At 45.5% G+C, this 21,936-nt stretch carries 18 protein-coding genes and 1 pseudogene; 8 read left to right on the top strand and 11 right to left on the bottom strand.

Annotated features, from left to right (window positions below):
* Window positions 1-139 precede the first annotated feature (139 nt).
* The 3 genes and pseudogenes from RID09_RS31995 to RID09_RS31985 form a co-directional block, all read left to right on the top strand.
* Window positions 140-496 (top strand): annotated as a pseudogene (locus RID09_RS31995) (NAD(P)/FAD-dependent oxidoreductase); the annotation flags it as partial.
* 223 nt (window positions 497-719) lie between these two features.
* Window positions 720-1,019: a type II toxin-antitoxin system HigB family toxin gene (locus RID09_RS31990; protein ID WP_446340042.1), complete on the top strand. Its 300-nt coding sequence runs from the start codon at window positions 720-722 to the stop codon at window positions 1,017-1,019.
* Complete coding sequence (locus tag RID09_RS31985) at window positions 1,003-1,422, top strand: helix-turn-helix domain-containing protein (RefSeq protein ID WP_446340040.1); 420 nt, start codon at window positions 1,003-1,005, stop codon at window positions 1,420-1,422. The genes RID09_RS31990 and RID09_RS31985 overlap by 17 nt, the downstream gene beginning before the upstream one ends.
* 165 nt (window positions 1,423-1,587) lie before the next feature.
* On the opposite strand, the gene RID09_RS31980 is transcribed toward RID09_RS31985, so the two are convergent.
* From RID09_RS31980 to RID09_RS31960, 5 genes are all read right to left on the bottom strand, one after another.
* Window positions 1,588-5,787, bottom strand: a complete 4,200-nt coding sequence (locus RID09_RS31980) for a CHAT domain-containing protein (protein WP_446340038.1) — start codon at window positions 5,785-5,787, stop codon at window positions 1,588-1,590.
* 120 nt (window positions 5,788-5,907) lie between these two features.
* Window positions 5,908-6,864: a succinylglutamate desuccinylase/aspartoacylase family protein gene (locus RID09_RS31975; RefSeq protein WP_446340036.1), complete on the bottom strand. Its 957-nt coding sequence runs from the start codon at window positions 6,862-6,864 to the stop codon at window positions 5,908-5,910.
* Between the two features lie 42 nt (window positions 6,865-6,906).
* Window positions 6,907-7,812: a 30S ribosomal protein S6--L-glutamate ligase gene (gene rimK / locus RID09_RS31970; protein ID WP_446340034.1), complete on the bottom strand. Its 906-nt coding sequence runs from the start codon at window positions 7,810-7,812 to the stop codon at window positions 6,907-6,909.
* Between the two features lie 7 nt (window positions 7,813-7,819).
* The gene (locus RID09_RS31965) at window positions 7,820-8,284 is read right to left on the bottom strand and encodes an ATP-dependent zinc protease family protein (protein WP_446340032.1); all 465 of its coding nucleotides are present in this window, start codon (window positions 8,282-8,284) and stop codon (window positions 7,820-7,822) included.
* A 230-nt stretch (window positions 8,285-8,514) separates the two neighbouring features.
* On the bottom strand, window positions 8,515-9,264 hold the full coding sequence (locus RID09_RS31960; protein WP_446340030.1) for a class I SAM-dependent methyltransferase: 750 nt from the start codon (window positions 9,262-9,264) through the stop codon (window positions 8,515-8,517).
* Between the two features lie 159 nt (window positions 9,265-9,423).
* Here RID09_RS31960 and dapB point away from each other — a divergent pair, with 159 nt between their 5' ends.
* On the top strand, window positions 9,424-10,251 hold the full coding sequence (gene dapB / locus RID09_RS31955) for a 4-hydroxy-tetrahydrodipicolinate reductase (protein ID WP_446340029.1): 828 nt from the start codon (window positions 9,424-9,426) through the stop codon (window positions 10,249-10,251).
* A gap of 144 nt (window positions 10,252-10,395) precedes the next feature.
* On the top strand, window positions 10,396-11,094 hold the full coding sequence (locus tag RID09_RS31950; protein ID WP_446340027.1) for a phosphate ABC transporter permease: 699 nt from the start codon (window positions 10,396-10,398) through the stop codon (window positions 11,092-11,094).
* Window positions 11,095-11,271: 177 nt separating this feature from the next.
* On the opposite strand, the gene RID09_RS31945 is transcribed toward RID09_RS31950, so the two are convergent.
* Window positions 11,272-11,901 carry a precorrin-8X methylmutase gene (locus RID09_RS31945; protein ID WP_446340025.1) on the bottom strand — a complete coding sequence of 210 codons (630 nt, stop codon included), beginning with the start codon at window positions 11,899-11,901 and terminating at the stop codon, window positions 11,272-11,274.
* Between the two features lie 303 nt (window positions 11,902-12,204).
* Here RID09_RS31945 and RID09_RS31940 point away from each other — a divergent pair, with 303 nt between their 5' ends.
* Window positions 12,205-13,401 carry a DNA cytosine methyltransferase gene (locus RID09_RS31940; protein WP_446340023.1) on the top strand — a complete coding sequence of 399 codons (1,197 nt, stop codon included), beginning with the start codon at window positions 12,205-12,207 and terminating at the stop codon, window positions 13,399-13,401.
* Here RID09_RS31940 and RID09_RS31935 read toward each other — a convergent pair.
* The 3 genes from RID09_RS31935 to RID09_RS31925 all read right to left on the bottom strand — a co-directional run bounded on the left by RID09_RS31935 (window position 13,386) and on the right by RID09_RS31925 (window position 16,547).
* On the bottom strand, window positions 13,386-14,051 hold the full coding sequence (locus tag RID09_RS31935; RefSeq protein WP_446340021.1) for a hypothetical protein: 666 nt from the start codon (window positions 14,049-14,051) through the stop codon (window positions 13,386-13,388). The two genes, RID09_RS31940 and RID09_RS31935, sit on opposite strands and share 16 nt — an antisense overlap.
* Window positions 14,052-14,067: 16 nt before the next feature.
* Window positions 14,068-15,996: a GTPase family protein gene (locus RID09_RS31930; protein WP_446340019.1), complete on the bottom strand. Its 1,929-nt coding sequence runs from the start codon at window positions 15,994-15,996 to the stop codon at window positions 14,068-14,070.
* A 374-nt stretch (window positions 15,997-16,370) separates the two neighbouring features.
* Complete coding sequence (locus RID09_RS31925) at window positions 16,371-16,547, bottom strand: hypothetical protein (RefSeq protein WP_446340048.1); 177 nt, start codon at window positions 16,545-16,547, stop codon at window positions 16,371-16,373.
* A gap of 116 nt (window positions 16,548-16,663) precedes the next feature.
* Here RID09_RS31925 and RID09_RS31920 point away from each other — a divergent pair, with 116 nt between their 5' ends.
* A complete protein-coding gene (locus RID09_RS31920) occupies window positions 16,664-18,556 on the top strand; it encodes an nSTAND1 domain-containing NTPase (RefSeq protein ID WP_446340017.1) in 1,893 nt (630 codons plus the stop codon).
* A 455-nt stretch (window positions 18,557-19,011) separates the two neighbouring features.
* Here the strand turns inward: RID09_RS31920 and RID09_RS31915 are convergent, their stop codons facing one another.
* Both RID09_RS31915 and RID09_RS31910 read right to left on the bottom strand, forming a co-directional pair.
* A complete protein-coding gene (locus RID09_RS31915) occupies window positions 19,012-20,343 on the bottom strand; it encodes a GTPase family protein (RefSeq protein WP_446340046.1) in 1,332 nt (443 codons plus the stop codon).
* Between the two features lie 99 nt (window positions 20,344-20,442).
* Window positions 20,443-20,940, bottom strand: a complete 498-nt coding sequence (locus RID09_RS31910) for an AAA family ATPase (protein WP_446340044.1) — start codon at window positions 20,938-20,940, stop codon at window positions 20,443-20,445.
* A gap of 236 nt (window positions 20,941-21,176) precedes the next feature.
* Between RID09_RS31910 and RID09_RS31905 the strand changes: the two genes are divergently transcribed.
* The gene (locus tag RID09_RS31905) at window positions 21,177-21,545 is read left to right on the top strand and encodes a helix-turn-helix domain-containing protein (RefSeq protein WP_446340015.1); all 369 of its coding nucleotides are present in this window, start codon (window positions 21,177-21,179) and stop codon (window positions 21,543-21,545) included.
* Window positions 21,546-21,936: the final 391 nt, after the last annotated feature.

Below are 21,936 nucleotides of genomic sequence, written 5' to 3'. Positions count from 1 at the left end.
CTCTGGAGTTATCTAAATTAGGCTCAATACTTGGTAGTTTTCTACGGGTGTTTGGTTTAAGTATTGCCGCAAGGATAGATAATTGTAAGGTGTGTCGCGGAACTAAGAATCCCCGCACTTATAGGGCGGGGAGTGTCAATTAGCCAATTTCCCCCACCAATACGACGATGGCAAACCCTTACCCGGTGTCGCCCCCGTTGCCATGCAAGAGGGACAATATGTGGCTTCTTTAATTCAGAAACGCCTCAAAGGAGAAGCATTACCCCCGTTTCATTATACAGACTACGGCAATTTAGCCGTGATTGGACGCAATGCGGCTGTGGTGAATCTAGGTTTTATACAATTTTCCGGATTTTTGGCGTGGTTAGCCTGGATTTTTGTTCATATCTTTTTCCTGATTGAATTTGATAATAAAATTATCGTCATGGTGCAATGGGCATGGGGGTATTTCACCCGTAACCGTGGCGCTAGGTTGATTACCAATCCAGAGGATTAGTTGGCTACTCTTACTTCAATCTATCGGGGCGCACACGACCTGCGCCCTATCGATGTGTACCAAGACAATAACATCGGGGTATTATGCGCCTTCTGATTAGGATAAGAGCGATCACACTATTTTTTTTGTATACTTTTAAAATGGAAAAATATGTGCGCCTGTAGATAGGGTTTCGGTTCTGTTTAAAACTGGCACCGGATACAGGCTACAGAGAAAAGAAGGGATGCATGTAATCAGTAAAGTCAAATTACGGGAATTCTGGGTAGAACACGCTGATTCTGAAGATGCTCTCAATGACTGGTATAACTTTGCATCTAAAGCGAAGTGGTCGAATTTATTAGATGTTCAGAAAAAGTATCCCAAGGCAGAAGCGGTTGGTAATTTTACTGTGTTCAACATCAAAGGTAATAACTATCGGTTGATTGTGGATATTAAATATTCCAGGCAGACAATTTTTATTAAATATATTATGACTCATGCTGAATACGATAAGGAAAGGTGGAAAAATGATCCCTACTTCTAGTGAAAAAACCTATGCTGACTTACTAATTCAGTATCAGCCTAAGCTCATTAACACAGAGGCGGAGTATCAGAGAGCCTTGAGTGTAGTAGAGGGGATGATGTCGGGTGAGTTGACGGAAGCGGAAACGATGCTTTTTGATTTGTTAGTTTTTCTGATTGAGACTTACGAGGCTCAACATTATCCGATGGGTAAGTCTACTCTTGTCGCTACAATGGAGTCCCTAATGCACGAGTTTGATGTGCAACCTGCTACTTTGGTGGAGATTTTTGGTTCTCTTGAGCTTGTCAGGGAGATTGTTAATGGTGAAAGGGGAATTAGCAAATTTCAAGCTGAGTCTCTAGCTAAGTTGTTTAATGATTTGAGTCCTGGACTTTCCCTGACGGCTAAAGACTTTGGCAAATAAGCCAATGATACCAGGAACGGAATCCAACTTACAAGATAGGCGATCGCATTCCTCAGTCAGGGCGGGTTTAGTTATATCTGGGTAAAGGAAGAAACGATAGTAGTGAAACCCGCCCCTACAAAAATGCCCTTTTTCTGAAGTGAAGGGTCAAAACTCAAAACTTTATTACCATGGACTTCCCACTAAGGTAAAAGCACTCCAATAATACGGATGAGTTAATTCCTTATCTGGCAAATTAGCTAATTCTGGCGGTAAGGCAATGCGACGAGTTGGTGTGATCAAGTAACCCCCTTCCAATCGCACTTGTCCCCGAGTCATGGCTAATTGTGCCTGTCGCAATGCTTCTGATTTCAGAGACGCTTGCTGTAATTGTTCATAGAAGTTAATCATTAACCCTAATGTACCTTCATCACTGACATACCATAAACTTCCCAGGGCGGATTTAACCCCAGCTTGTACCGCTAACCCTGTAAATCCTAACTCCGCCTCTTCATCCCCTAAAGCCGTCCGACAGGCACTTAATACCATCAGTTCAACGGTGGGGTCATGTAATCCCAACTGGCGGATATCACTCAGTTTAAGTTTACTATCCCAAAACTGAATATAGGAAGAATTCGGCTTACCGGGTTTAAATTCGCCATGGGTAGCTAAATGGATGATACCAAAGGGATGGGATGCCCGCGCTGTTTTCAAATTGGCGGCGGTAAAGGTTTCATTGAGGAACGATTCACCCTGCCATAATTGAGTCGCGATCGCGGATAATTCAGTAGGTACAGCCGGCAATGGGTTTTGATCCGTAAATTGGGACGCACCCATGGCTAAAACCTGCAAATTTCTCACATCTCGATAGCGGGTATCGGTGAGAGAAAGACTGGGCATGAAACCGATACTATATTGTTCAATTATAAATTTTTCCCCATCATGCAAAACCGCCAGGGGTAGGGAACGCAATCCCTGATCCATAATGAAGGCGAGATTATTAATTTCTTGCGTCTTTAATTCTGTTTCTAAGGGGGCAATTAACCACTGATAAAGCTGTTGGGCATAACTTTCATAGGGACGAGGGATGTGAGTATCGGTAACGGCGCGACGTAATTCGTTGGCGGTATCCATTACTTTTTCGCGGGTTGCACCGGGTATAGTGCGGCGTATGAGTTGCCCATTCGCAGTAACGAGGATAACTTCTAATTGGTCATTATTTCGTGAGGGAGATGCATCAGTTGAGGATTGACTATCTTGACTGGCAATTGTAGTGGGTACAAAAATGGCGTAGATAAGCGCAGGTTTAGCCCCTGTGGCTTGTTCGATACGATGTAGAGTTTCCCGGGCATCTGCGAGAGTCAGAATGGAAATATCCTTGAGTTCCAAATAGGTTTCATAGTCGCGAGTTAATGATTCTTCCCATTTGGCAACTTGGGTATCAACTTCAACTAGGGGAAGTTTGCCGAGTTCGTCTTCGTCGGTGTAGAAAGGGGTTTCAGTGACAGGTTTAAGTAAATTAACAGGATTGATAGGAGGATTCGTTTCATCTGTATTCGGAATCGGTTGAGGCGTTGAAATCGGTGGGGAATCAACGCTGATAATCTGAATATTACCTACCTTCTGAGTAAACAGAAAGGATTGAGTTGGGGAAATAGTGAAATCGCCACTGGTAATCGTTCCCCTGGTTCCATTGGTTGTCCCATCACCCACGATAAAGGGAGTGACACCATCTCCACCATGTCTGAGCGTGATAGAATTTCCACCCAATCCCCCAGCCGTAGAGATGCTAGCGTTAATCCCATCCCGGTCAATAAATGTTCCCGTGGCGCGGAAAAATTGACCAGCAGTACTATCAACTTTACCCCCTTGACCATTATTTCCCCCTTGAGCGTTGATAAAGGTAACTTGGATATCACCAATGGGGTCTAAAGTAACATTACCACCATCGCTGATAGTACCACTGCTAGTGATTTTTCCCGTTGTAATTGCCGTCGCTGCGTTAATTAAAATATCACCGCCACTGAATCCAGAACTGTTGAGATCATTCGTGATAATTTCTCCATCACGGCTGGTTAAAGTGATGGTTGCACCTTGACCATTTCCACCGGAACTGGTGTCAATATTGCCTGTGGTAATATCCCGAACAGCAGTTAGAGTAATCGCTCCCCCATTGCTGGTTTGATCATGACTATCAAGGATTCCAGCACGGGTATTAATCGAACCCTTACTTGTTAGGGTAATCCCACGACCTGGATTGATAATAGTACCCGTGGTGACACTTTGATTAGCTTGTAGCGTAATCGTGGCATCCTGAGTGCCAGTCAGGGTAAAACCTGTAGTATCAATTGCCCCTGAACCAACTAGCGATCGCAAAATTACGGGGACTTTAAACGTGATATCATCTGTCAATGTAATTGTACCCTGATTATCTTCCCCACCAATCACAAGTTGCTCAAATCCCTCTTGGAAGAAATTCAGTTTATCGCTATCCAGATTCCAGGTATTCCTATTACTATTGGTTGTATCTCCAATGGTTATATTTACAGTCGGGTCAAGGGGGGATAACACCACCGTTCCTGTCCCTTGAACTTGTGGCGTTTGCGGGATATTTGGAGTATCCACTACCCGAATCTGATCCGCAATCAAGGTTGTTGTACTCTCTCCCGTTCCTCTGGCTTGAATAAAACCATCTTGCACATTAATCCCGGCTGCACCATTAGCACCGATTCCCTCCAGGGTTAGAGTTCCGTCGGCGGTTGTCTCCACACCACCCCCTCTTAAATCAATGCCATAGTTACTGTCTCCTGTTCCATTCCCCACACCAGTTAAAGTAATCGCGCCATCCTTCGCCGTAATCCGAGAGGGATTATCTTCACTAAATTCCTGAACTCTAATCCCATGATTTTCTGTTATTCCCGCGCCAGCAATTCCCTCAATCGTAATAGTTCCAGTTCCTGTCACCTCAACAGTAGAACCGCGAAACAGTTCAACCCCATGGTTAAATTGATCCGGTCCAGTTCCCGCCTCACCAACAAACTGAATATCCCCATCTTTGCTACTAACTAAACCACCTAAATCAAGTTTTATCCCTTGACTACCATGTAACGTTCCGTCTCCTCCATTCCCTCCAGTTCCCTCAACAATAATCATTCCTGTTCCTGTTGACTGGACACTTCCCCCCTGACCACCAATAGAAACCCCATAATGTAAACCATTGTCTCCAGAACCCCCAGTACCGATGAGATGAATAGTGCCATCTTGGGAAGATACTGTAGCGTTTTCAATCGAGATTCCCCGATTACCTCGATTATTATCTTCGCTGAAATTTCCGCCGCTTCCTCCTGTACCGTTTAAAGTAATTATTCCTTGTCCAATCGCTTCGACACGGCTTCCCTGACTAATTTGGATACCAGGAATATTTGAGGTAGTATTCTCTTCGGTTCCGCCAATTCCCAAGATCGAAATATGACCTGTACCTGACTCAACTTTTCCTGACGCGATCGCAACCCCAACCTGACTTGGTATAATCCCCCCAGAATCCGTCTGTATCTCTCCCGATGGGGTTACCTCTACCCCAGTTTCCACCCTATTGCCTGAACCCGTTAACAACGCCGCTAAATCCAGAGGATTCTTGGGTAACGCTAACCCCTGATTATTCCTCGGTAACTCTACCTCGAAACTTAACACTTGTCCCGGTTGGGAGATTTTCACCAAACGAGAATTCGGCACCGCCGCGATTGTAATCGTTCCCCCGGATGCTGTCAGCTCTCCCGTATTCACAACTTGTCCACCCAGTAGCGCTAAATCCCGTCCGGGTTCAACCGCCAATTCACCCCCATTAATAATTATTCCCCCTTGGGATAAGTCAAAGGCAAATTGACTGGGGTCTCCGACAAACTGCTGATAATTATTGTTACTAAATGCATTAAACCAGTTATTCCCAAACCCAATTCCTGTCGCCGTCGTTGCCGTAAAGTCAGCCGGAACATTGAGTTGAGCATCAGACCCAAAAACAATTCCCGCCGGATTCATTAAATATAAGTTTGCCGTTCCCCCAGTCATCTGAATCAACCCGTTAATAATGGAGGAATTTTCCCCCATCACTCGTCCCAGAATATTTCTCATGTTTGGAGTTGCCAGAAAATTAGCAATTTGACCCGAATCAATGCCAAACTCTTGGAAACTGTGGAATAAATTTGTCTCATCACTTGACAAACTGCCACCTTGAATATCAAACTGATTGCCATTTTGAGTGACAGTTGTACCCGTACCGTCTGAGGCGGGGATAATCGATTGAGCCAAAACTGGAGCAGCCGTTACTAGGCGTAGAGTTCCAGCTAAGAGAGTAAACAGTCCGGTTAAGCACCACTGAGCAGATTTCATCAGGTTAATTTCCTGGCACAAACAGACTGAATTTTATCTTAGTGTTCTTGTTTATTTTTTCTCTAGCAACAAAAATTTAAATGAGTTTAATTTTTTACTATCTATTGTCATACTTATTCCCTAATCACTCAAAACCGCTAAATGCAAAATCCCATCGCCCTGATTCACCAATGGATTCTGCGTGTGACCAATAACTAAGCCATCAAAGGGTGCATAAGCTTTAGTGCTATTCTCACCAAAGGCATCAGAAATAATACATAAAACTTGCTTTTTGTCAACTCGCTGACCTAATCGAACATTAAGACGCAAAATCCCACTACGGGGCGCTCGTACCCACTTAGTTTCTTTAACTTCTAATGATGGGTGCAAAGAATGAGGAAACGCCAACTCAATCATATTTAACCCCACCATCATCCGTAGGATACCGTCTACACCGATTGCGATCGCATCCGGGTCAAATCGCAACGCCTCACCCCCCTCATACACAAGGATCGGGATACCTCGTTTTGTCGCCGCTTGGCGCAAAGATCCATCACGCATTGTTGAATGCATCAGCAGGGGTGCAGCAAAAGCTTTAGCACAGTAATAAGTATCTGGGTCATCCAAATTCGCCCGAATTTGCGGTAAATTCGTGCGATGTTGAGCCGCCGTGTGCAAGTCAATCCCATGGGTACAGCGACTCACTACTTCAGTCATAAACAAATCCGCCAAACGAGAGGCTAAAGAACCACGAGAGGAACCAGGAAACGAACGATTTAAATCTCTGCGATCGGGCAAATAACGCGATTGTTCAATAAAGCCAAAAACATTAACAATTGGCACCGCAATCAGGATACCCTGAAGCTGAGACGGATTAATCCGTTCTAAGACTTGGCGAATAATTTCCACCCCATTAATTTCATCGCCATGAATCGCCGCACTAATCCACAGTCGTGGTCCAGCCTCAACGCCATTAATCACAGTAACCGGTAACGAGAGCAGCGTTTGCGTCGGTAGGCGGGCGACCGGAATTTCTGTGCGTTTCCGTTCTCCGGGTGCAACACTAATCCCACCAATTGTTATAGTTTCATGATTCACAGTTCAATGTAGAGACGTGCCATGGCGCGTCTTAATGACCAATTAATACTGAATGCGATCGCGCGTTTTTCCTGATGCTGCATTTTTTTGCAAAAATTCAATAATTTTCCCCGCCACATCCACACCCGTAGCGTTTTCAATTCCTTCTAAACCAGGGGATGAGTTAACTTCCATCACCACCGGACCATGATTAGAGCGCAACAAATCCACACCAGCGACTCTCAATCCCATCGCTTTCGCCGCCCGTACCGCCGTACTCCGTTCCTCTGGAGTTAGCTTAATTTTTTCAGCATTACCGCCCCGATGCAGATTAGAACGAAATTCGCCGGGTGCGCCTTGTCGCTTCATCGACGCCACAACTTTGTTATCAATCACAAAGCAGCGAATATCCATACCCCCAGCTTCTTTAATAAACTCCTGCACCAAAATATTGGCATCTAAACCGCGAAACGCTTCAATCACCGACTTCGCCGCTTGATGAGTTTCCGCCAAAACCACACCAATCCCTTGAGTCCCTTCGAGCAATTTGATCACCAGAGGCGCACCGCCAACGATGTCAATTAACCCATCAATATCTTGAGTGGAGTGAGCAAACCCAGTCACCGGAAGTCCCACACCTTCACGGGAGAGAATCTGAAGACAGCGTAACTTATCGCGGGAACGAGAAATGGCTTGGGATTCATTCGCCGTAAACACACCCATCACTTCAAATTGGCGCACCACAGCCGTCCCATAGAACGTCTTAGACGCACCGATGCGGGGAATAATCGCATCCAACTGTTCCAAAACTTGCCCTTGATACACAACCTTTGGCTTATGAGACGTAATATTCATATAACAGCGCAGGTAATTAATCACCCGCATGTCATGACCCCGCGCTTCCCCCGCTTCCTTGAGGCGTCGCGTGGAATATAGCGAAGCATCCTGGGACAAGATAGCTATTTTCATACCAGAACTATAGAGTCGTTTGCTTAACTTTGCGCTTCCCGGTTGAACTTTGGACAAAAGACCGACCCGCATCGACTAAAAAACGTTTGCGGATAGCTTGACGCCCTAACAGCATCCGGAATCCCATGACATCTCGGTTGGTCAGAGTGAGTTCAATCAACCAGCGCTCCCCGTTTAGTTCTACCATAGTTTGGATGACGGGTCGTAACTGGGCGTGACCCCCAGAATTGCGAACCTGTCGCTGGTCAATCAGTTCAGCTTCGGCACAGACAGTGCGATGATTATCCCGTTGGTAGGGATGGACTTTGAACCGAACCCTGGTTTTGCCATCCCGTGAGAAGGTTTCTACATCAAAAGCGTGTAAGGCGGAGGAACGCGCTCCGGTGTCAATTTTAGCTTTGATCTGGGCAATTCCTAGATCCGGCAAGGCGACTCGTTCCCGCCAGCCGATAATGGATAAGGACTTGGACATAACTCACCGTTCGCTCAATTGCCCGAGCTAAGCTAAAACGCATTTAAATTGTGTATTCCCTGTTGCCTGTTGCCTGTTGACTGTTGCCTTTGAGCGATTGAGGTATCCCAATTTAAATGCCGAACAGCTTATTCGGATATTGCATCAGGGTTTTGCTTGCAGCAGAGGCTTTCAAAAATCAGCATCGATGGTTCTTTTCCAAAAGTGATCAATAGAGCGATATGGAGAGGTTAGCGATTTATAAGCCTCCTTAAGACGGCTTTTACAATTAGACCAGGAATTTCCGGTGTAGTTCTGATATAGGTTCTTAGACTACAGTATTTTGAACGTCTTTCAAAAAATATAGGATGACATACGTCATAAATTGGGTGAATTTCTTGGGTGGACAATAACTGGCTTCTTTCATCTCCTCTTTTCATATAAAGAAATGTATTTTGAACATAGTCCTTATTTACATTCTTATCATTCCAAAACTTGCCTCTAAAAAAATCAATACATTCATAGTTTTGTTCCCTGAATATATTTACCCAATAGCTCTGCCATTGTTCATTTATATGGTTGACTCCATCTTGACATTTTATTGCAGCACCAAATATGACTAAATCAGCAGCCGAACAAATATCAGATACAAAAGACTTAGCTCTAATTTCACTCAGGTGTTCAGCCACTTCTAAGCTTATTGCCAGATCAAATTTTCTGTCTAGTTTAATGGGTTTTTCAAGATTTATCATTTTATAACATATATTTTCTTCATTAATTTTTTTATCTTGAATCCATCCTCCATCAATCCCGACTAAATCTTTAACCCCAAGTTCATGCGCTGCGGTTAGCCAGGTTCCTGTTCCACATCCAAAATCCACAATAGAATTTGGTTGATAGAAACTGAAAAAATAAGCTAAATACTCTTTCGCACTTCGATAAGATCCTTCCTTTTGCGCTGCGAAAAAGTTGCTGTTGTATTTCTTGGCTAGGTTAGTCATTATTTTTTCTATAAGTACAATTGTTTACCACATTGAGGTAGCAGCGAGTTAAGAGTTGTATTTATTTATCATAAAATATCATAATCACGCTATTTTGGCAATGCTAAACTTTTTTTCTGTTAAAATTCCCTTGACGAGTCTCAAGGATAAAGCAAAACCATGTCAAATGCATCTCCCATCCCCGTTGTTGTCAACGGTGCGGCGGGTAAAATGGGTCGTGAAGTGATTAAGGCAATCAGTCAAGCCGAAGATATGACCTTAATTGGTGCTGTCGATAGCAACCCGCACTATATGGGTCAAGATGTTGGGGAAGTCGCGGGTTGTGGTGCATTGGAAATTCCCATTTTGAACGACCTGCAAGCAACCCTAGTCATGGCGACTCAGGAAAAAGTGCAGGGGGTGATGGTGGATTTTACCCACCCTGACAGCGTTTATGAGAATGTCCGCACCGCGATTGCTTATGGGGTTCGTCCGGTTGTCGGCACAACTGGACTCACGAGTGATCAAATCCAAGACTTGGGTGAGTTTGCCGAAAAAGCCACCACAGGTGCCTTAATTATTCCCAATTTTTCCATTGGTATGGTCTTATTGCAACAAGCCGCCATCCAAGCCTCCCACTACTTTGACCACGTTGAAATTATCGAACTCCACCACAATCAAAAAGCTGACGCCCCAAGCGGTACAGCGATTCAAACCGCTCAACAATTAGCCGGATTGGGCAAAACCTATAATCCAGCTACTGTAGAAGAAACGGAAAAATTAGCCGGGGCTAGGGGTAGTGTCGCCAATGACAACATTCGCATTCACAGTGTCCGCTTACCCGGTTTAATCGCTCACCAAGAAGTTATCTTTGGTGCTACTGGTCAAATCTACACCCTGCGTCATGATACCAGCGATCGCTCTTGTTATATGCCAGGAGTCTTGCTTGCCATTCGCAAGGTAACTCAGCTCAAATCTCTCATCTACGGATTAGATAAAATATTGTAATGTTATTCGTCATTCGTCCTTTGTCATATTTGCTCTCGAAAAGAAGCACGCTACGTCTTTTGTTTTTTCCTAGTCTTCAATGTGACTCAATGACCAATGACCAATGATCAATGACCAATGACCAATGACTAATGACTAAAACCCATGCTAGTACCACTTACCCGCCAGACCTTTGAGCAAATCATTCCCTTGATTGCGACAGCTCCCCAGTATTCTTACTACTGGGGTAAGTTCCCAGAGTTTTTAAGGCGACTGCTGATTTCGGTTGTCGCTGTAGTCGTCGTATTGCTCTTAGGACTCTTTTTGGGTGAGGGGTTTGATCCCTTACGCTTTCTCTTAGTTATTATCACTGGGTTGTACTGGTTTTGGAGTCCTGTCTATTGGGCAAGTCGGCGTAATCTGGAGGTACGTCGCTATAAATATAGCGGCTTCTGGCAAGGTCGAGTATTGGATGTATTTGTCACCGAAGAATTGATTGGTACTGAAGAAAATGTCAACAATCGGGGTGAGTTGGTGATTGTGGAAAATCGGGAGCGATGCCTTAATCTAGAAGTCGGTGACGAGACTGGATTTACCACGCTTCTACAAGTCCCTCTACGCCGCACTCACAAAGGCATTGTTCCCGGTCAAATTGCCCAGATGGTGGTGATGTCTAATCAGCCTGATTTATCCCGTATTACCAAAAGCAGTGATATTTATATTCCTCGTTTGAATATCTGGGTAAGTGACTATCCTTACTTACAGCATGATGTGTTTAACCAGGTTAGTCGCAAGTTAACTCAAGCTGAGGAGGATGATTATCCAGCTAAGCGTGTGGTTAAGACTCGGCGTCGCCGACGTTGAGGAGCTGGGGGAGCCGGGGAAGCTGGGGAAGTAGGCTGCATTAGTCAGGGCGGGTGCGAGTTACATCTGGGTAAGGAAAGAAACGATAGCAGTAAAACCCGCCCCTACACACAACTCAACACCATGCAATCGAGGGTCGCGAAGGGTCAAAACTTCCCTACGCTCGCGCACCAAAATTCAACTGACACCCGCACTATCCTGCCCATACGCCTGCCATGCTAAGTCTACCAGTCCATTAACAATAGCCGCCCCCACAACCGATGAACCTTTGCGCCCTTCTATGCGAATATGAGGCACTAAGGAATCTTCGAGTCGGGATTTAGCAACATCCACCTCAACAAATCCTGAAGGCGTACCAATAACAAGTGCGGGGCGGATTTCCTCAGCCTCAATCAATTCCACCAAAGCCGTGAGCGCCGTTTGCGCTTGACCCACGACAAAAATCCCCTCTGGGTAGCGTCTGGCTAGGGTTTGAATTCCCCAAGCCGCCTTCGTCTTTTCTTTTTGCGGGCGCGTGATGGCTTCCATGCTGCAATAGACGGGATTGGCAAAGGTTTCTTGGATGTGAGGCGTAATTCCCACCTGTACCATCGGCACATCAACCACAATCGTAGTACGAGCCGCTAGCGCCGCCGCACCGGCTTGTAAGGCACGTTCGGAAAAGCGAATCAGCTTTTGATACTCAAAGTCGGCTGTTGCATAAATCACCCGGCGCACAATTTCGTACTCGGCGGGTGAAAAGGTATGAGCGCCAATTTCGCGATCGATAATTGCCAAACTTTGAGCATCTGTTCCGTGCCATTCCATGGTGTCTCTCAATGCCAACCCGATTTTTGAGCCGTGACAACTTTAGGGCTGACCCTAAGTCAGCTTCCTAGATAGCTTATCAGACTATTCTGACATTCAGTAGACCGAAAACTTTCGCGATCGCTCAGTTTCATCCCTCGGATAAATCGCGAGGGAGCCTGCACCATCGCTTATCCTGTAAAACTAGCCAACCTGTCACCAGGAGCAATCTGGATGATATTGCCGCTTTCATTGTTTTAGCAGGTATTTTTGCTCAGAAAATAAAGGTTTATAATCGATTGACTAGATATTCAAGACCCATTTATGGCAGCATCATCTTGGCATCAAGGTTGGGACATCACTGACGAGGAACGAGAGGTTTACCGGAAACGTTCTCAGGCGTCGAGTCGAGCCAAAGCCAAAGCTGTTCGGGGTGAGGGACGAACTCCAATTCATCCGATTAACGTACCTCGGCTCAATCCTGACTATCTAATGCCACAATTAGCAAATAACGGCTGGCGATCGCTCTCTTTATTCAGTGGTGGTGGCGGTCTAGATCTGGGCTTTGATCGCGCTGGATTTACCCATGTTGCATCTTACGATATTTTACCTGAGTCTGGCGTTACCTTAAGTAACGTTCGACCCGAATGGAAGGTGTTTGCGGGTGAACCTGGGGATGTTACCCAGGTAAACTGGCGACACTATCGAGGCTTGGTTGATATTATTCATGGTGGTCCACCCTGTCAACCCTTTTCTGTAGCCGGTCGTCAGAAAGGGAAAGAAGACAGCCGTGATATGTTTCCAGAATTTATCCGGGCGGTATTAGAAATTGAGCCAATTGCGTTTGTGGCGGAAAATGTTACTGCATTGGTGGGCAAAAAATTCAGTTCCTATCTAAAAGAGGTGATTGAACGCCCCCTGAGTCAAAACTATACACTCATGCGAGTTATCCTCTCAGCGCCATCCTTCGGAATTCCCCAAAAGAGAAAACGTGTATTTTTTGTGGGGTTTCGTCAGGAAAAAATGGCGACAACGTATCAGTCTCCTCTCCCCACCCACGCTTGGAATCATTTGTCCACTGATAATGCTAAAACACCTGTTCAACTTGATCTATTTTCGCTTCTAGAGCAGTCTGAAACTTTACAACCTTGTATGGGGGTGCGTGAAGCATTAGGATTACCCGATATCGGATTTGATGCCTTATCTCCTACTATTCGCAGTTCTCTTACAGGTCCCCGTCATACCACGTCCGTGTTGAGTAGTGTTTCCGCCCAAAAGATTTGGGAAAAACTGCAAATTTGGCCCAATGGAGTCGCTTTAAATCGAGAACAAGCACGTTTATTTGTGCCAGATAATGGTCACTTTAGGTTATCTGTACCTGACTGTGCCATTTTGCAAGGCTTTCCTGAATCTTGGTCATTTAATGGCGCTGTTTATAAAGCCCTTGGTCAAATTGGTAATGCTGTTCCCCCACCAATGGCGTATAAAGTTGCTGTGTCTATTGCTCAAGCTTTATCGTGAAGTGCTTCCGCTACCAATTCCCGCAGACGTTGAGCATGATTTTCGGTAATCCGTTTCCAATCTCGAAAATAAGACGCCGGAATGTGAGGATTATTTAAGGTTGAACCTCTCTCGATTAAATATTGACATCTATCCTTTAAAATAGAAAGCATTCGTTCAGATGAATAGCCCTGAAATAAATCCATCTGGTTACGATACTGCTGGATTGGGTACTGTTTCTTTTGCAGACGACGAGCGTCTTCCAGTGTATAAACCTGCTTTTCTCCCAGAATTTCGTAAAGCACATCAATAGTTAGCAATTCAGGTGCAAGTTGAGCGAGTTTATAGTCAGGTAAGATATAAGCTTCTTTTTCGTTAATCCATTTTTCCATGGCTTGGGGAGAACCATAGAGACAATAGTTTAATTTTGTGCCATTTTTATTGTAGAAACCAAATAACCAGTGTTTGCCTTGCCACTTTTGAATATGAGTTGACCCAAAATCACGAACAGTTGTTACAGAAGAACTTGTCGTTGATTTCAATTCAAAGGGGATATAGCGTTCATTGAAATAGAGAACAGCATCTGTACCGCTGCGAGTGGCGTTGGCAGGTTTTTGGAGTTGAAATAGACTAATCAATTCGTTTTCTCGACGATCATCTTGAACCGTCATTTTTGCCCTTGTTCACCTACTGGGAGTTTTCTTGTTGGTTTAGATAAAACTTAAACTTTTCTCGTAATTGTTCAATACTTAAATGCTGTGTCCAATATTCCACCAAGGCGTGACCAAATGCCCAGGCATTGCGATCGGGAGAAGAGGAATTATCTAATAATAATGACCAAAGCGATCGCAAGTCCAATTTGATCTGGGTATCCTCTGCATTTAGCAAGGAGAATAAGTCATACGCCATCTGTAATTTACCAATCACTACAGGTAACTGTTCGACGGGAATTTGTTCAGCGAGGGCAAACGCTAACATGGGAGATCCTGTTGTCAATGTGGATACAAACTGTAGCACAGGACTTTTGAGAAACGCCGCTAACCCCTGAGTCGTTGCCATCTGAAATGTATAATGGTCAATGATTTTAGCTGCTTCTACCAGGCGGGCTTCTCGGTTTCGCAAAAAGCGGGCTAGACGCAGTTGTTTAGCGGGTGCGATCGCGTCAACTAATGCTAACGATAGCGCCTCGATATTCCAAGGGGTGCGCCCGGTTTTCCAATCAGCCGTCACCACAGGTAAGACGCGATCGCACCATTTCCCTAAACTCTGGGCGCGATACTCCGTCGCTTCCCGAATCGCTTTTTCTTTGGTACCTTCACCCCATTGCCAATCATAAGGGGGTTGCCATTCTCGGATCGGGCGCAGGCGATCGACTTGGGTGACAATGGTAATCGCGGGTAAGTCTTCAATATCGGCTTCGATTTCCTGGAGAAACTCCGCATCACTATGTAGCGCCGGATCGAGGGCGGGGGTTACCAGTAGCAGTAAATCGGCGTTCGTGGCATAATCGAGTACCAAGTCCCGTAAATCGGATCGGTTGACTTGTTCATATCCCGGCGTATCCCACAGCGTCAGGGTTTCTCCGGTTGGGGTTTGCCAGTGGTAATTCTGGATGCGATCGGTGCTGGGTAAGACATCGACTTCGGCACGGTCTGCCTGGAATAATGTATTAATTAGGCTACTTTTACCTGATCCAGTACGCCCCACCAGTAATATACTCACCGGCTTTTGTGCAACCACTTCCACGGGTTCGGCTTGTTCTAGGATATCCCGCAGGGTTTTAGTTTTTACCTGGGGGAGTTGGGGTTTGGGTGGGGAGATGGTAGCTGAACCCGGTGGGGTACTTCCACTATAAAGCGCGATCGCTTGTCGAGATAAGTTCTTTAGCGCCGCTTCTCGCAGCATCTGTCCTAAATTTACCAACAGTTGCTGAGTGGCTTGATTACTCGAACGCTGACTCGCTTGTCTTGCTAGCGCCGCCACTGGATTCATTACCCACTGCGCCCAACTCCAGGCTTGCCAAAGTTTCCGGGCGGAGGGTTCCAGTTTCTGGTACACTTTATAGGCTTGCAATCCCTGTCCCACGGTTACTTGATTCAGCGCTGGCGATAATTTCTGCATCCACTGATCTAAGTCATCCACCGTTCCTCGAATTAACCCGTAAGCTTGGGGAATGTAGATATTTAGTAAGGGATATTTCGCCTCTGGCTGATAGATATGGGCGATGGCGATAACAAGTTCCTGACATCGTTGCCAAAACCTTTGCCAATCTTCCCACATCGGCGGATCATCCTGTGCCTTTTTCAGCACCGTTTCCAGGGCGGTTTCGGCGGTTTGAGTCGCCTCATCGGTGGCGGGTAAGGTGGTTGTTTCCTCTGTGGTGGCGTCGAGTTGATCCCTAACCTCCGCCACTGCTGCTTCTACTTGATCGACGGTTGATCTAGTCCATTTCACCAGCAGCCAACGCCAACCCGCGAAGATCAGGATAAAGATACCCCAGATCCAATTAATCCCCCATTCGTGGATTTGCCAACCTGCCGATAGGAGTAAGAATATAATGATGGACGCGATCGGCATTGCCAATACGATCCATTGCCACGTTTTTAATCGCACCATTGTCTGATCCCTGCCACAGAAAAGCCTCAGTTATAGCTATCCTAAATGAAATGACAGCCAATGTAGGGCGTAGGGGCGCCATTGGTGTCAACTATCCCTGGGTATGGTAGGGGTACGGCAATGCCGTACCCTGAAATCCGATGCATTCGCGCCTAGGTGGGGATATTGATAGAATGTCGCGCTATTCTCTCGCCTCCCGGATTGAGAAGGGCACGATGATATCGTGCCCCTACCCTATCAATTCTCCTGGGTGTCGTAGGGGTACGGCATTGCCGTGCCCTAATCCGATGAATTCGCGCCTAGTGGACTGACACAGCTAAAATGGTGGCATAGATTTTACGATTAAATCGGGCGCACCGACGTGCGCCCCTACGTTACTCACCCGGTAATGATTTGGAATCGGGGGGTTCTGTATATTGGCAGAAAATATTTAGCCCAATCTTGAGAATATACAATACCACAACGGTTGCGATCGCGTCCTGGGCTGGGTGTTCAGGGGGTAATATACTTTCAAATGAATTAAGTTCGGAAGTTGTGAGTTGAGTATTCATAATGTCCACATCGGCTAATTCAGGGATAGTTAGCCTCAATCAGAATAAGTTGTCATATCTTTTGTTTCTTTTTCCCTCAACTCACTACAATAAATAAATAATGTAGGAGTTAAGACTTGAAAGATTTTACTCTAGCCAATCAGGAGTCTTTAGATGAATTAGCCTGGGCAATGGAAGCCTCTCAGGGACAGTTTTGCCTGATGTTGGCGCGTTGTAACTATGGGTATTTGCAACAACGCCTAATCCAGCAACTGCAAGAGGAATGCACCTTTGACATCCGAGTCATTCACCTGAAGCCAGAAGATAGAACCCTATTTAGCACCGTGCGATCGCAACTGGGACAAGAGATGCCTTCTGCCCTTATGGTATCTGGTTTTGCCGCTTTAGACAATGTGGATGATATGTTCGCGGCGATGAATCAGGTGCGGGAAGAGTTTCGCAAGAATTTTCCTTTTCCTTTCATCTTATGGATGAATGATCGGGTTTATATTCGACTGTTGAGAATTGCACCCGATTTCGAGAGTTGGGCAACAACAACCGCATTTGCGATACCAACAGATGACTTAATTAATGCTCTCCAGCAGGCTGTCAAGTCTCTATTCGCCAAAGCCTTAGCCGTAAATTCTCCTCAATCTTTATATAAATTAGCCAACATTTTAGACCTAAATTACTTAACTCGTTCAGAATTCGAGGTAGCCTTAAAAGAATTATCCCAGCGAAAACTAGACTTAACCCCCCAGTTTGAGGCAGATTTAGCATTTCTACGCGGATTAAATGCCGGGGATAGTCCAGAAGCCTTAGATTATTTCCAGAAAAGCCTAGAATTTTGGCAACAACAAACCCACGTAGGGGCGGGTTTTACAGCTAACCCTTCGGCTGAAACTGATAACGTAACTAAACCCGCCCCCTTTCCAGCCGTCGATGTCAATTTTACCGATACTCGTTCTAATCAAACTGATAATCTAAATCAACCTGCCCAGTTTTCAACTATCGATGTCAATTTTACCGATACTCGTTCCAATCAAACCGATAATCTAAATCAACCAACCCTTATTGCCAAACCCGGAGAAACGATTAACCCCAAATTAAAAATCGGGTTAGTATTATTTCACATTGGACTCTACCACTATTACGCCGTTGATCGAACAAAACACCGCGAAGTAAATTGGCAAACCGCCAAGATTCCCTTACAGCAAACTTTGGACATCTTTGAACAAGAAAACCGCCCCGATTTAGCGGCAAAATCCATTACCCAACTCGAACGAGTCTTGCAACGGATGCAATCCTGGGATGAATTAGAAGAAATAGCGCGAAAGGCGGTATCCTTGCATCAACGGTATGGAATTACCAATAAATTAGCCCAAGATTATAGCTTTTTAGCCGAAGTTGCCTTACAGCAACAGCGCTGGGAAGATAGTCGCCAAGCTGCACAACAAGCTGTGAATATTTTAGCGCAACTCCCGGAACAGAAGCGATGGGTTCAGGGATTAAACTGGCTATTTTTAGCCCAAGCCGAACGACAAATCGGGAATAAACACGACGCGATCGCGCATTTGGTGCAAGCCAGAGATTTAGGCGATCGAGGACATCCTTTAGTATATATCCGAATTCTCGTAGAATTACGCGACCTTTATTTTGAAGAAAAGCATTATTTAGCAGCATTTGCCACAAAGCAACTGCGGCTCTCTATTGAACAACAATATAGTATTCGAGCTTTTATTGGTGCGGGAAGACTCCAACCCCATCGACAAGAAGCATCAGCTAAAACCGATAATCAAGAGACGGTTGCGCCGGAAATTATCGCATCAGGGCGTCAGCGAGATTTAGAGCGATTATTGGAGCGAATTGGCAGAAATGATAGTAAGTTAATCGTGATTCATGGGCTATCTGGAGTCGGCAAAAGTTCCCTAGTGAATGCGGGATTAATTCCAGCGTTGAAGCAGAGAGTTATTGGGATTCACGATAATTTTCCTATCTTAATCCGAGTAGACCCCCCAAGAGGACTATAACAAGAGCGCTCGCAGAATTTGGGTAAATCTTCAAATTGAGTAACCGCTCTTGTTATAGCCCTAAAATCAAGAAAACAGTCGTTAGTATAAGTAAATATTATCACACTAAGTACGGGAGAGCCAAACTATGGAAGTTGGAGTCGCTAGATAATTTAATAGTACGTGGTTGTAATTGGCTGCGAGACTATCTCAAAACTAACCCAAATGTAAGTGAGAGCGATCGCAAACTCTGTGAGGGTGTTGAGAAAAGTTAAGTTACCCTTTTTTTGCCACGGCGATTGAAATCGCTGCTACACAAACAAAGTCCGCCTACGCGGACTGGGTTATAACGGGGGTAGGGACACCCGGATTTAGTCTGAAAGCTAAAGTTGAAGACGACTGAATAAGAATTTTAGTCCATTAAGATGGACTTGGGCTATTAGCCCGGAGTTCAAACTCCGGGCGGGTTTTAGGGTTTACTTTATACCCTTAAATCGTTCTTTCGCCGACTGAAACGCTTCTTGCATCACCGATTGAATCTTCTGGGGATCGGGTTTTTTCCCGCCCATTAAATCCCCAAAATAAACACAAGCCCCCTCACCTAATGCCCAGGTATAAGCCGCCGCCCAAGACGCCGCGATCGCACTCCCCAAACCGGGCAAAAATTTGATTAATTCTCGTCCCACGGCTTGCGCCACAAAACCCCCCGCGATCGCACTCACGACTCCCCCAGCTTGAGAAGGCGTCAGCGTCTGTCCATATAATTTCCCCAACAACCCAACCAGTGAGACTTGTAGCGCGGTTAAAACGGGCATTGTGGCAAAAGGTAACGGTACAGCCGCCAGAGTTGCTGCCATAATCGAAAATGACAAAATATAACGTCGCCCGACATCCCGGTAGAGATTTCCTAATTGCTGACTGGCGTCTCCCTGTGCCAATAATTGCGAAATCGCCCTGGATTCTGCTTCTGGTAATAACTCAGCTAAAGCATCGCTGAGCGCCTCTAAGCCATAAAATACAGGATTATACTCATCTTCTTCTAAGGTAAAATCAATCATCACCGCCCGATTATAAAGTCCCTTAAAGGTGTCCTGAATCGCCTCAAATGCGCGATTGACCTCTTCATACTCCGGCGGATAAGCAGGATGATCAGTAATATCAGTTGGATAAAGTTCATGTAAGCAGGTGACAGCCAGCAAACAGGGAATCTGGGGATATTCCTCTTGTAACTGTTCAGCCACCTGTCTCAGTGTATCCGTAGCAAAGTCATTAATTTTCACCGTCAAAATCAGGATTCTGGCACGATGAGTATCCTGTTGCAATTCACCCGCCAATTCCTGAATAATGATCGGTGTTTCTCGGTTAACATCACCCAAACCCACGGTATCGGTGAAAATCAGCAACGGTAGGTCATTGGACGGATAAGCATAACGCTCAGTATATTGTGTATGGGGGCGAAATCCCTGACCCACAATCTCCGCCGAAACCCCTGTCAATCCCCGCACTATGGAACTTTTCCCCGATTGGGGTTTGCCAATCAGCAACGCTTCGGTTGTGGGTAGTTCTTTCCGCACCGACGCCAAAATCTCAGCGACTTGAGTTTCATTAACACTAAACCAGTCAATAACGGTTTGTGTCACTTGTTCTGTGGGAAGGAGTTTCTGTAAGCGATCAGTTGCTGTACTCCAGAGTCCAGCCATGCGGTTTGTCCAGGAGTTATCAACCGATTTTGGGGTTGTCCCTTCCCTCGGTTCCTGCACCTTCTGAGAATCAGTCGATGGCACGTCAGCCTTATGTTCGTCAGTCATCCCCATAAAACGATGAATCCCTTCAATCCTGCCTATCTTTAAGATTACATAGAGATGTAGAGACGTTGCATGCAACGTCTCTACAGATTGATTGGGTGATCAAAACGGTTGAACATGGGTCCAGATATCCGATTCTGTATCCGCTAGATTGACCGAATTCACCGCTAAAAATCCCTCGCTGGTATGAGGCGGATGATCTCGCAATGTGCGATAAAAATCCTCAATCACCTGATCAGGGACTTGGCGCTGGCGCTGTCGGTTCCAAACTTTGCAGGTTTCCAGGGGAGTGGTGAGATACCAGGCTAGCCAGCGCACGGTTTCACCGGATATATTGGGCAACAGCGATCGCCGCCATTCGGGTTTGGCATTGGTTGCATCGTAAATCACCGGGTTTTCATCGGCAATCGATCGATGAATTTGCTGTAACACTTGCGCCTCAATCAACGACCAATCCCCTTGGATGTTCTCATCACCAAATAGCTGCGCCCGGATCGCGTCTGTGGACACAATCACAGCTTTGGGTTCAAGTTGAGTCAGTTTGGTAGCTAGGGTAGACTTACCCGAACTAGGAGGACCTATGAGAAAATGACAGATCATCAATGAATTGTTCTCAAAAGCTATCGAAACGTAGGGGGAGAGGGGGAGCTATAGAACCCCATCCTCTACGCAACGTATCTTCAAAGCGGGACGCGATAGCGAGAGCGTGGAGTAGGTTGGGAGTACATTGGACTCCCCCAAGGTAAATTCAATTCGGTCAAACCCGATTGAATTTACAGATGCATTGTTTTTTTCTACAAAGTATTATATGATTTTGTAGAAAGGAGGTGAGACCTGTGTTGACATTAACTTACGAGTACAAAATTGAGCCGACAATTGAACAAGTAGCGGCAATTGAGCGTTATTTGGAAGTTTGTCGTCAGGCATGGAATTATGCTTTACGCAAACGTAAAAATTGGCTCAATTCTCGGAAATCTGAAGTTAACGCTTGCTCTGTCATCTCTGAATACATTATACCGGCTGATGCACCATTTCCTAACTACAACTTGCAAGCCAAGTCTTTAACTGAGGCAAGGAAAAACAATCCTGAACTTAAATCAGTAAATGCTCAAGTTTTACAACAAGTGTTGAGGAAACTTGAAACAGCGTTTCTTGACATGAGTCGGAAAGGGATGGGTTTTCCTAGTGCAGCGCGGCAGAAATAACCCACCAGTCTAGAGTGGGGTGGCAACTAGAGGTAAACTTTACACTAGCCTGTGTGATCAGGCTTGATGTGAGTCAAAGAAATTGTGCCGTGCCCAGTCCTAAAGCCACTCCGATTATCCTGTCCGATAGACAGCAGCTCCTATTAGAAGAGATTGTACGTAGAACTACGAATCCACATCGTTTAGTGAGACGAGCACAACTGGTCTTGGCGGTTGCCTGACTGAGCCAGCAATACTCAGATAAGCCAACTGCTGTGAGCTAAAACCCTTACGGGATAAGTCTTTAGCCTACGTGTAGTACATCCGCACTGGGAGGACTTCAGTCTAAAGTCCACTCAAGTGCGATCGCGAGTAGGATTATTTAGCCGTTGCGCGAGCGCGTCTCATTTTC

Origin of the sequence: Coleofasciculus sp. G1-WW12-02 (assembly GCF_040219735.1) — a bacterium.
GTDB lineage: Bacteria > Cyanobacteriota > Cyanobacteriia > Cyanobacteriales > Coleofasciculaceae > Coleofasciculus.
This window is presented reverse-complemented; position numbering and strand designations above follow the sequence as displayed.

What these genes read in the sequence shown, in the direction of transcription:
- RID09_RS31990 (WP_446340042.1), top strand. Translation starts at nt 720, where the DNA reads ATGCATGTAATCAGTAAAGTCAAATTACGGGAATTCTGGGTAGAACAC.
- RID09_RS31985 (WP_446340040.1), top strand. Translation starts at nt 1,003, where the DNA reads ATGATCCCTACTTCTAGTGAAAAAACCTATGCTGACTTACTAATTCAG.
- RID09_RS31980 (WP_446340038.1), bottom strand. Translation starts at nt 5,787, where the DNA reads ATGAAATCTGCTCAGTGGTGCTTAACCGGACTGTTTACTCTCTTAGCT.
- rimK (WP_446340034.1), bottom strand. Translation starts at nt 7,812, where the DNA reads ATGAAAATAGCTATCTTGTCCCAGGATGCTTCGCTATATTCCACGCGA.
- RID09_RS31965 (WP_446340032.1), bottom strand. Translation starts at nt 8,284, where the DNA reads ATGTCCAAGTCCTTATCCATTATCGGCTGGCGGGAACGAGTCGCCTTG.
- RID09_RS31960 (WP_446340030.1), bottom strand. Translation starts at nt 9,264, where the DNA reads ATGACTAACCTAGCCAAGAAATACAACAGCAACTTTTTCGCAGCGCAA.
- dapB (WP_446340029.1), top strand. Translation starts at nt 9,424, where the DNA reads ATGTCAAATGCATCTCCCATCCCCGTTGTTGTCAACGGTGCGGCGGGT.
- RID09_RS31950 (WP_446340027.1), top strand. Translation starts at nt 10,396, where the DNA reads ATGCTAGTACCACTTACCCGCCAGACCTTTGAGCAAATCATTCCCTTG.
- RID09_RS31945 (WP_446340025.1), bottom strand. Translation starts at nt 11,901, where the DNA reads ATGGAATGGCACGGAACAGATGCTCAAAGTTTGGCAATTATCGATCGC.
- RID09_RS31940 (WP_446340023.1), top strand. Translation starts at nt 12,205, where the DNA reads ATGGCAGCATCATCTTGGCATCAAGGTTGGGACATCACTGACGAGGAA.
- RID09_RS31935 (WP_446340021.1), bottom strand. Translation starts at nt 14,051, where the DNA reads ATGACGGTTCAAGATGATCGTCGAGAAAACGAATTGATTAGTCTATTT.
- RID09_RS31930 (WP_446340019.1), bottom strand. Translation starts at nt 15,996, where the DNA reads ATGGTGCGATTAAAAACGTGGCAATGGATCGTATTGGCAATGCCGATC.
- RID09_RS31925 (WP_446340048.1), bottom strand. Translation starts at nt 16,547, where the DNA reads ATGAATACTCAACTCACAACTTCCGAACTTAATTCATTTGAAAGTATA.
- RID09_RS31915 (WP_446340046.1), bottom strand. Translation starts at nt 20,343, where the DNA reads ATGACTGACGAACATAAGGCTGACGTGCCATCGACTGATTCTCAGAAG.
- RID09_RS31910 (WP_446340044.1), bottom strand. Translation starts at nt 20,940, where the DNA reads ATGATCTGTCATTTTCTCATAGGTCCTCCTAGTTCGGGTAAGTCTACC.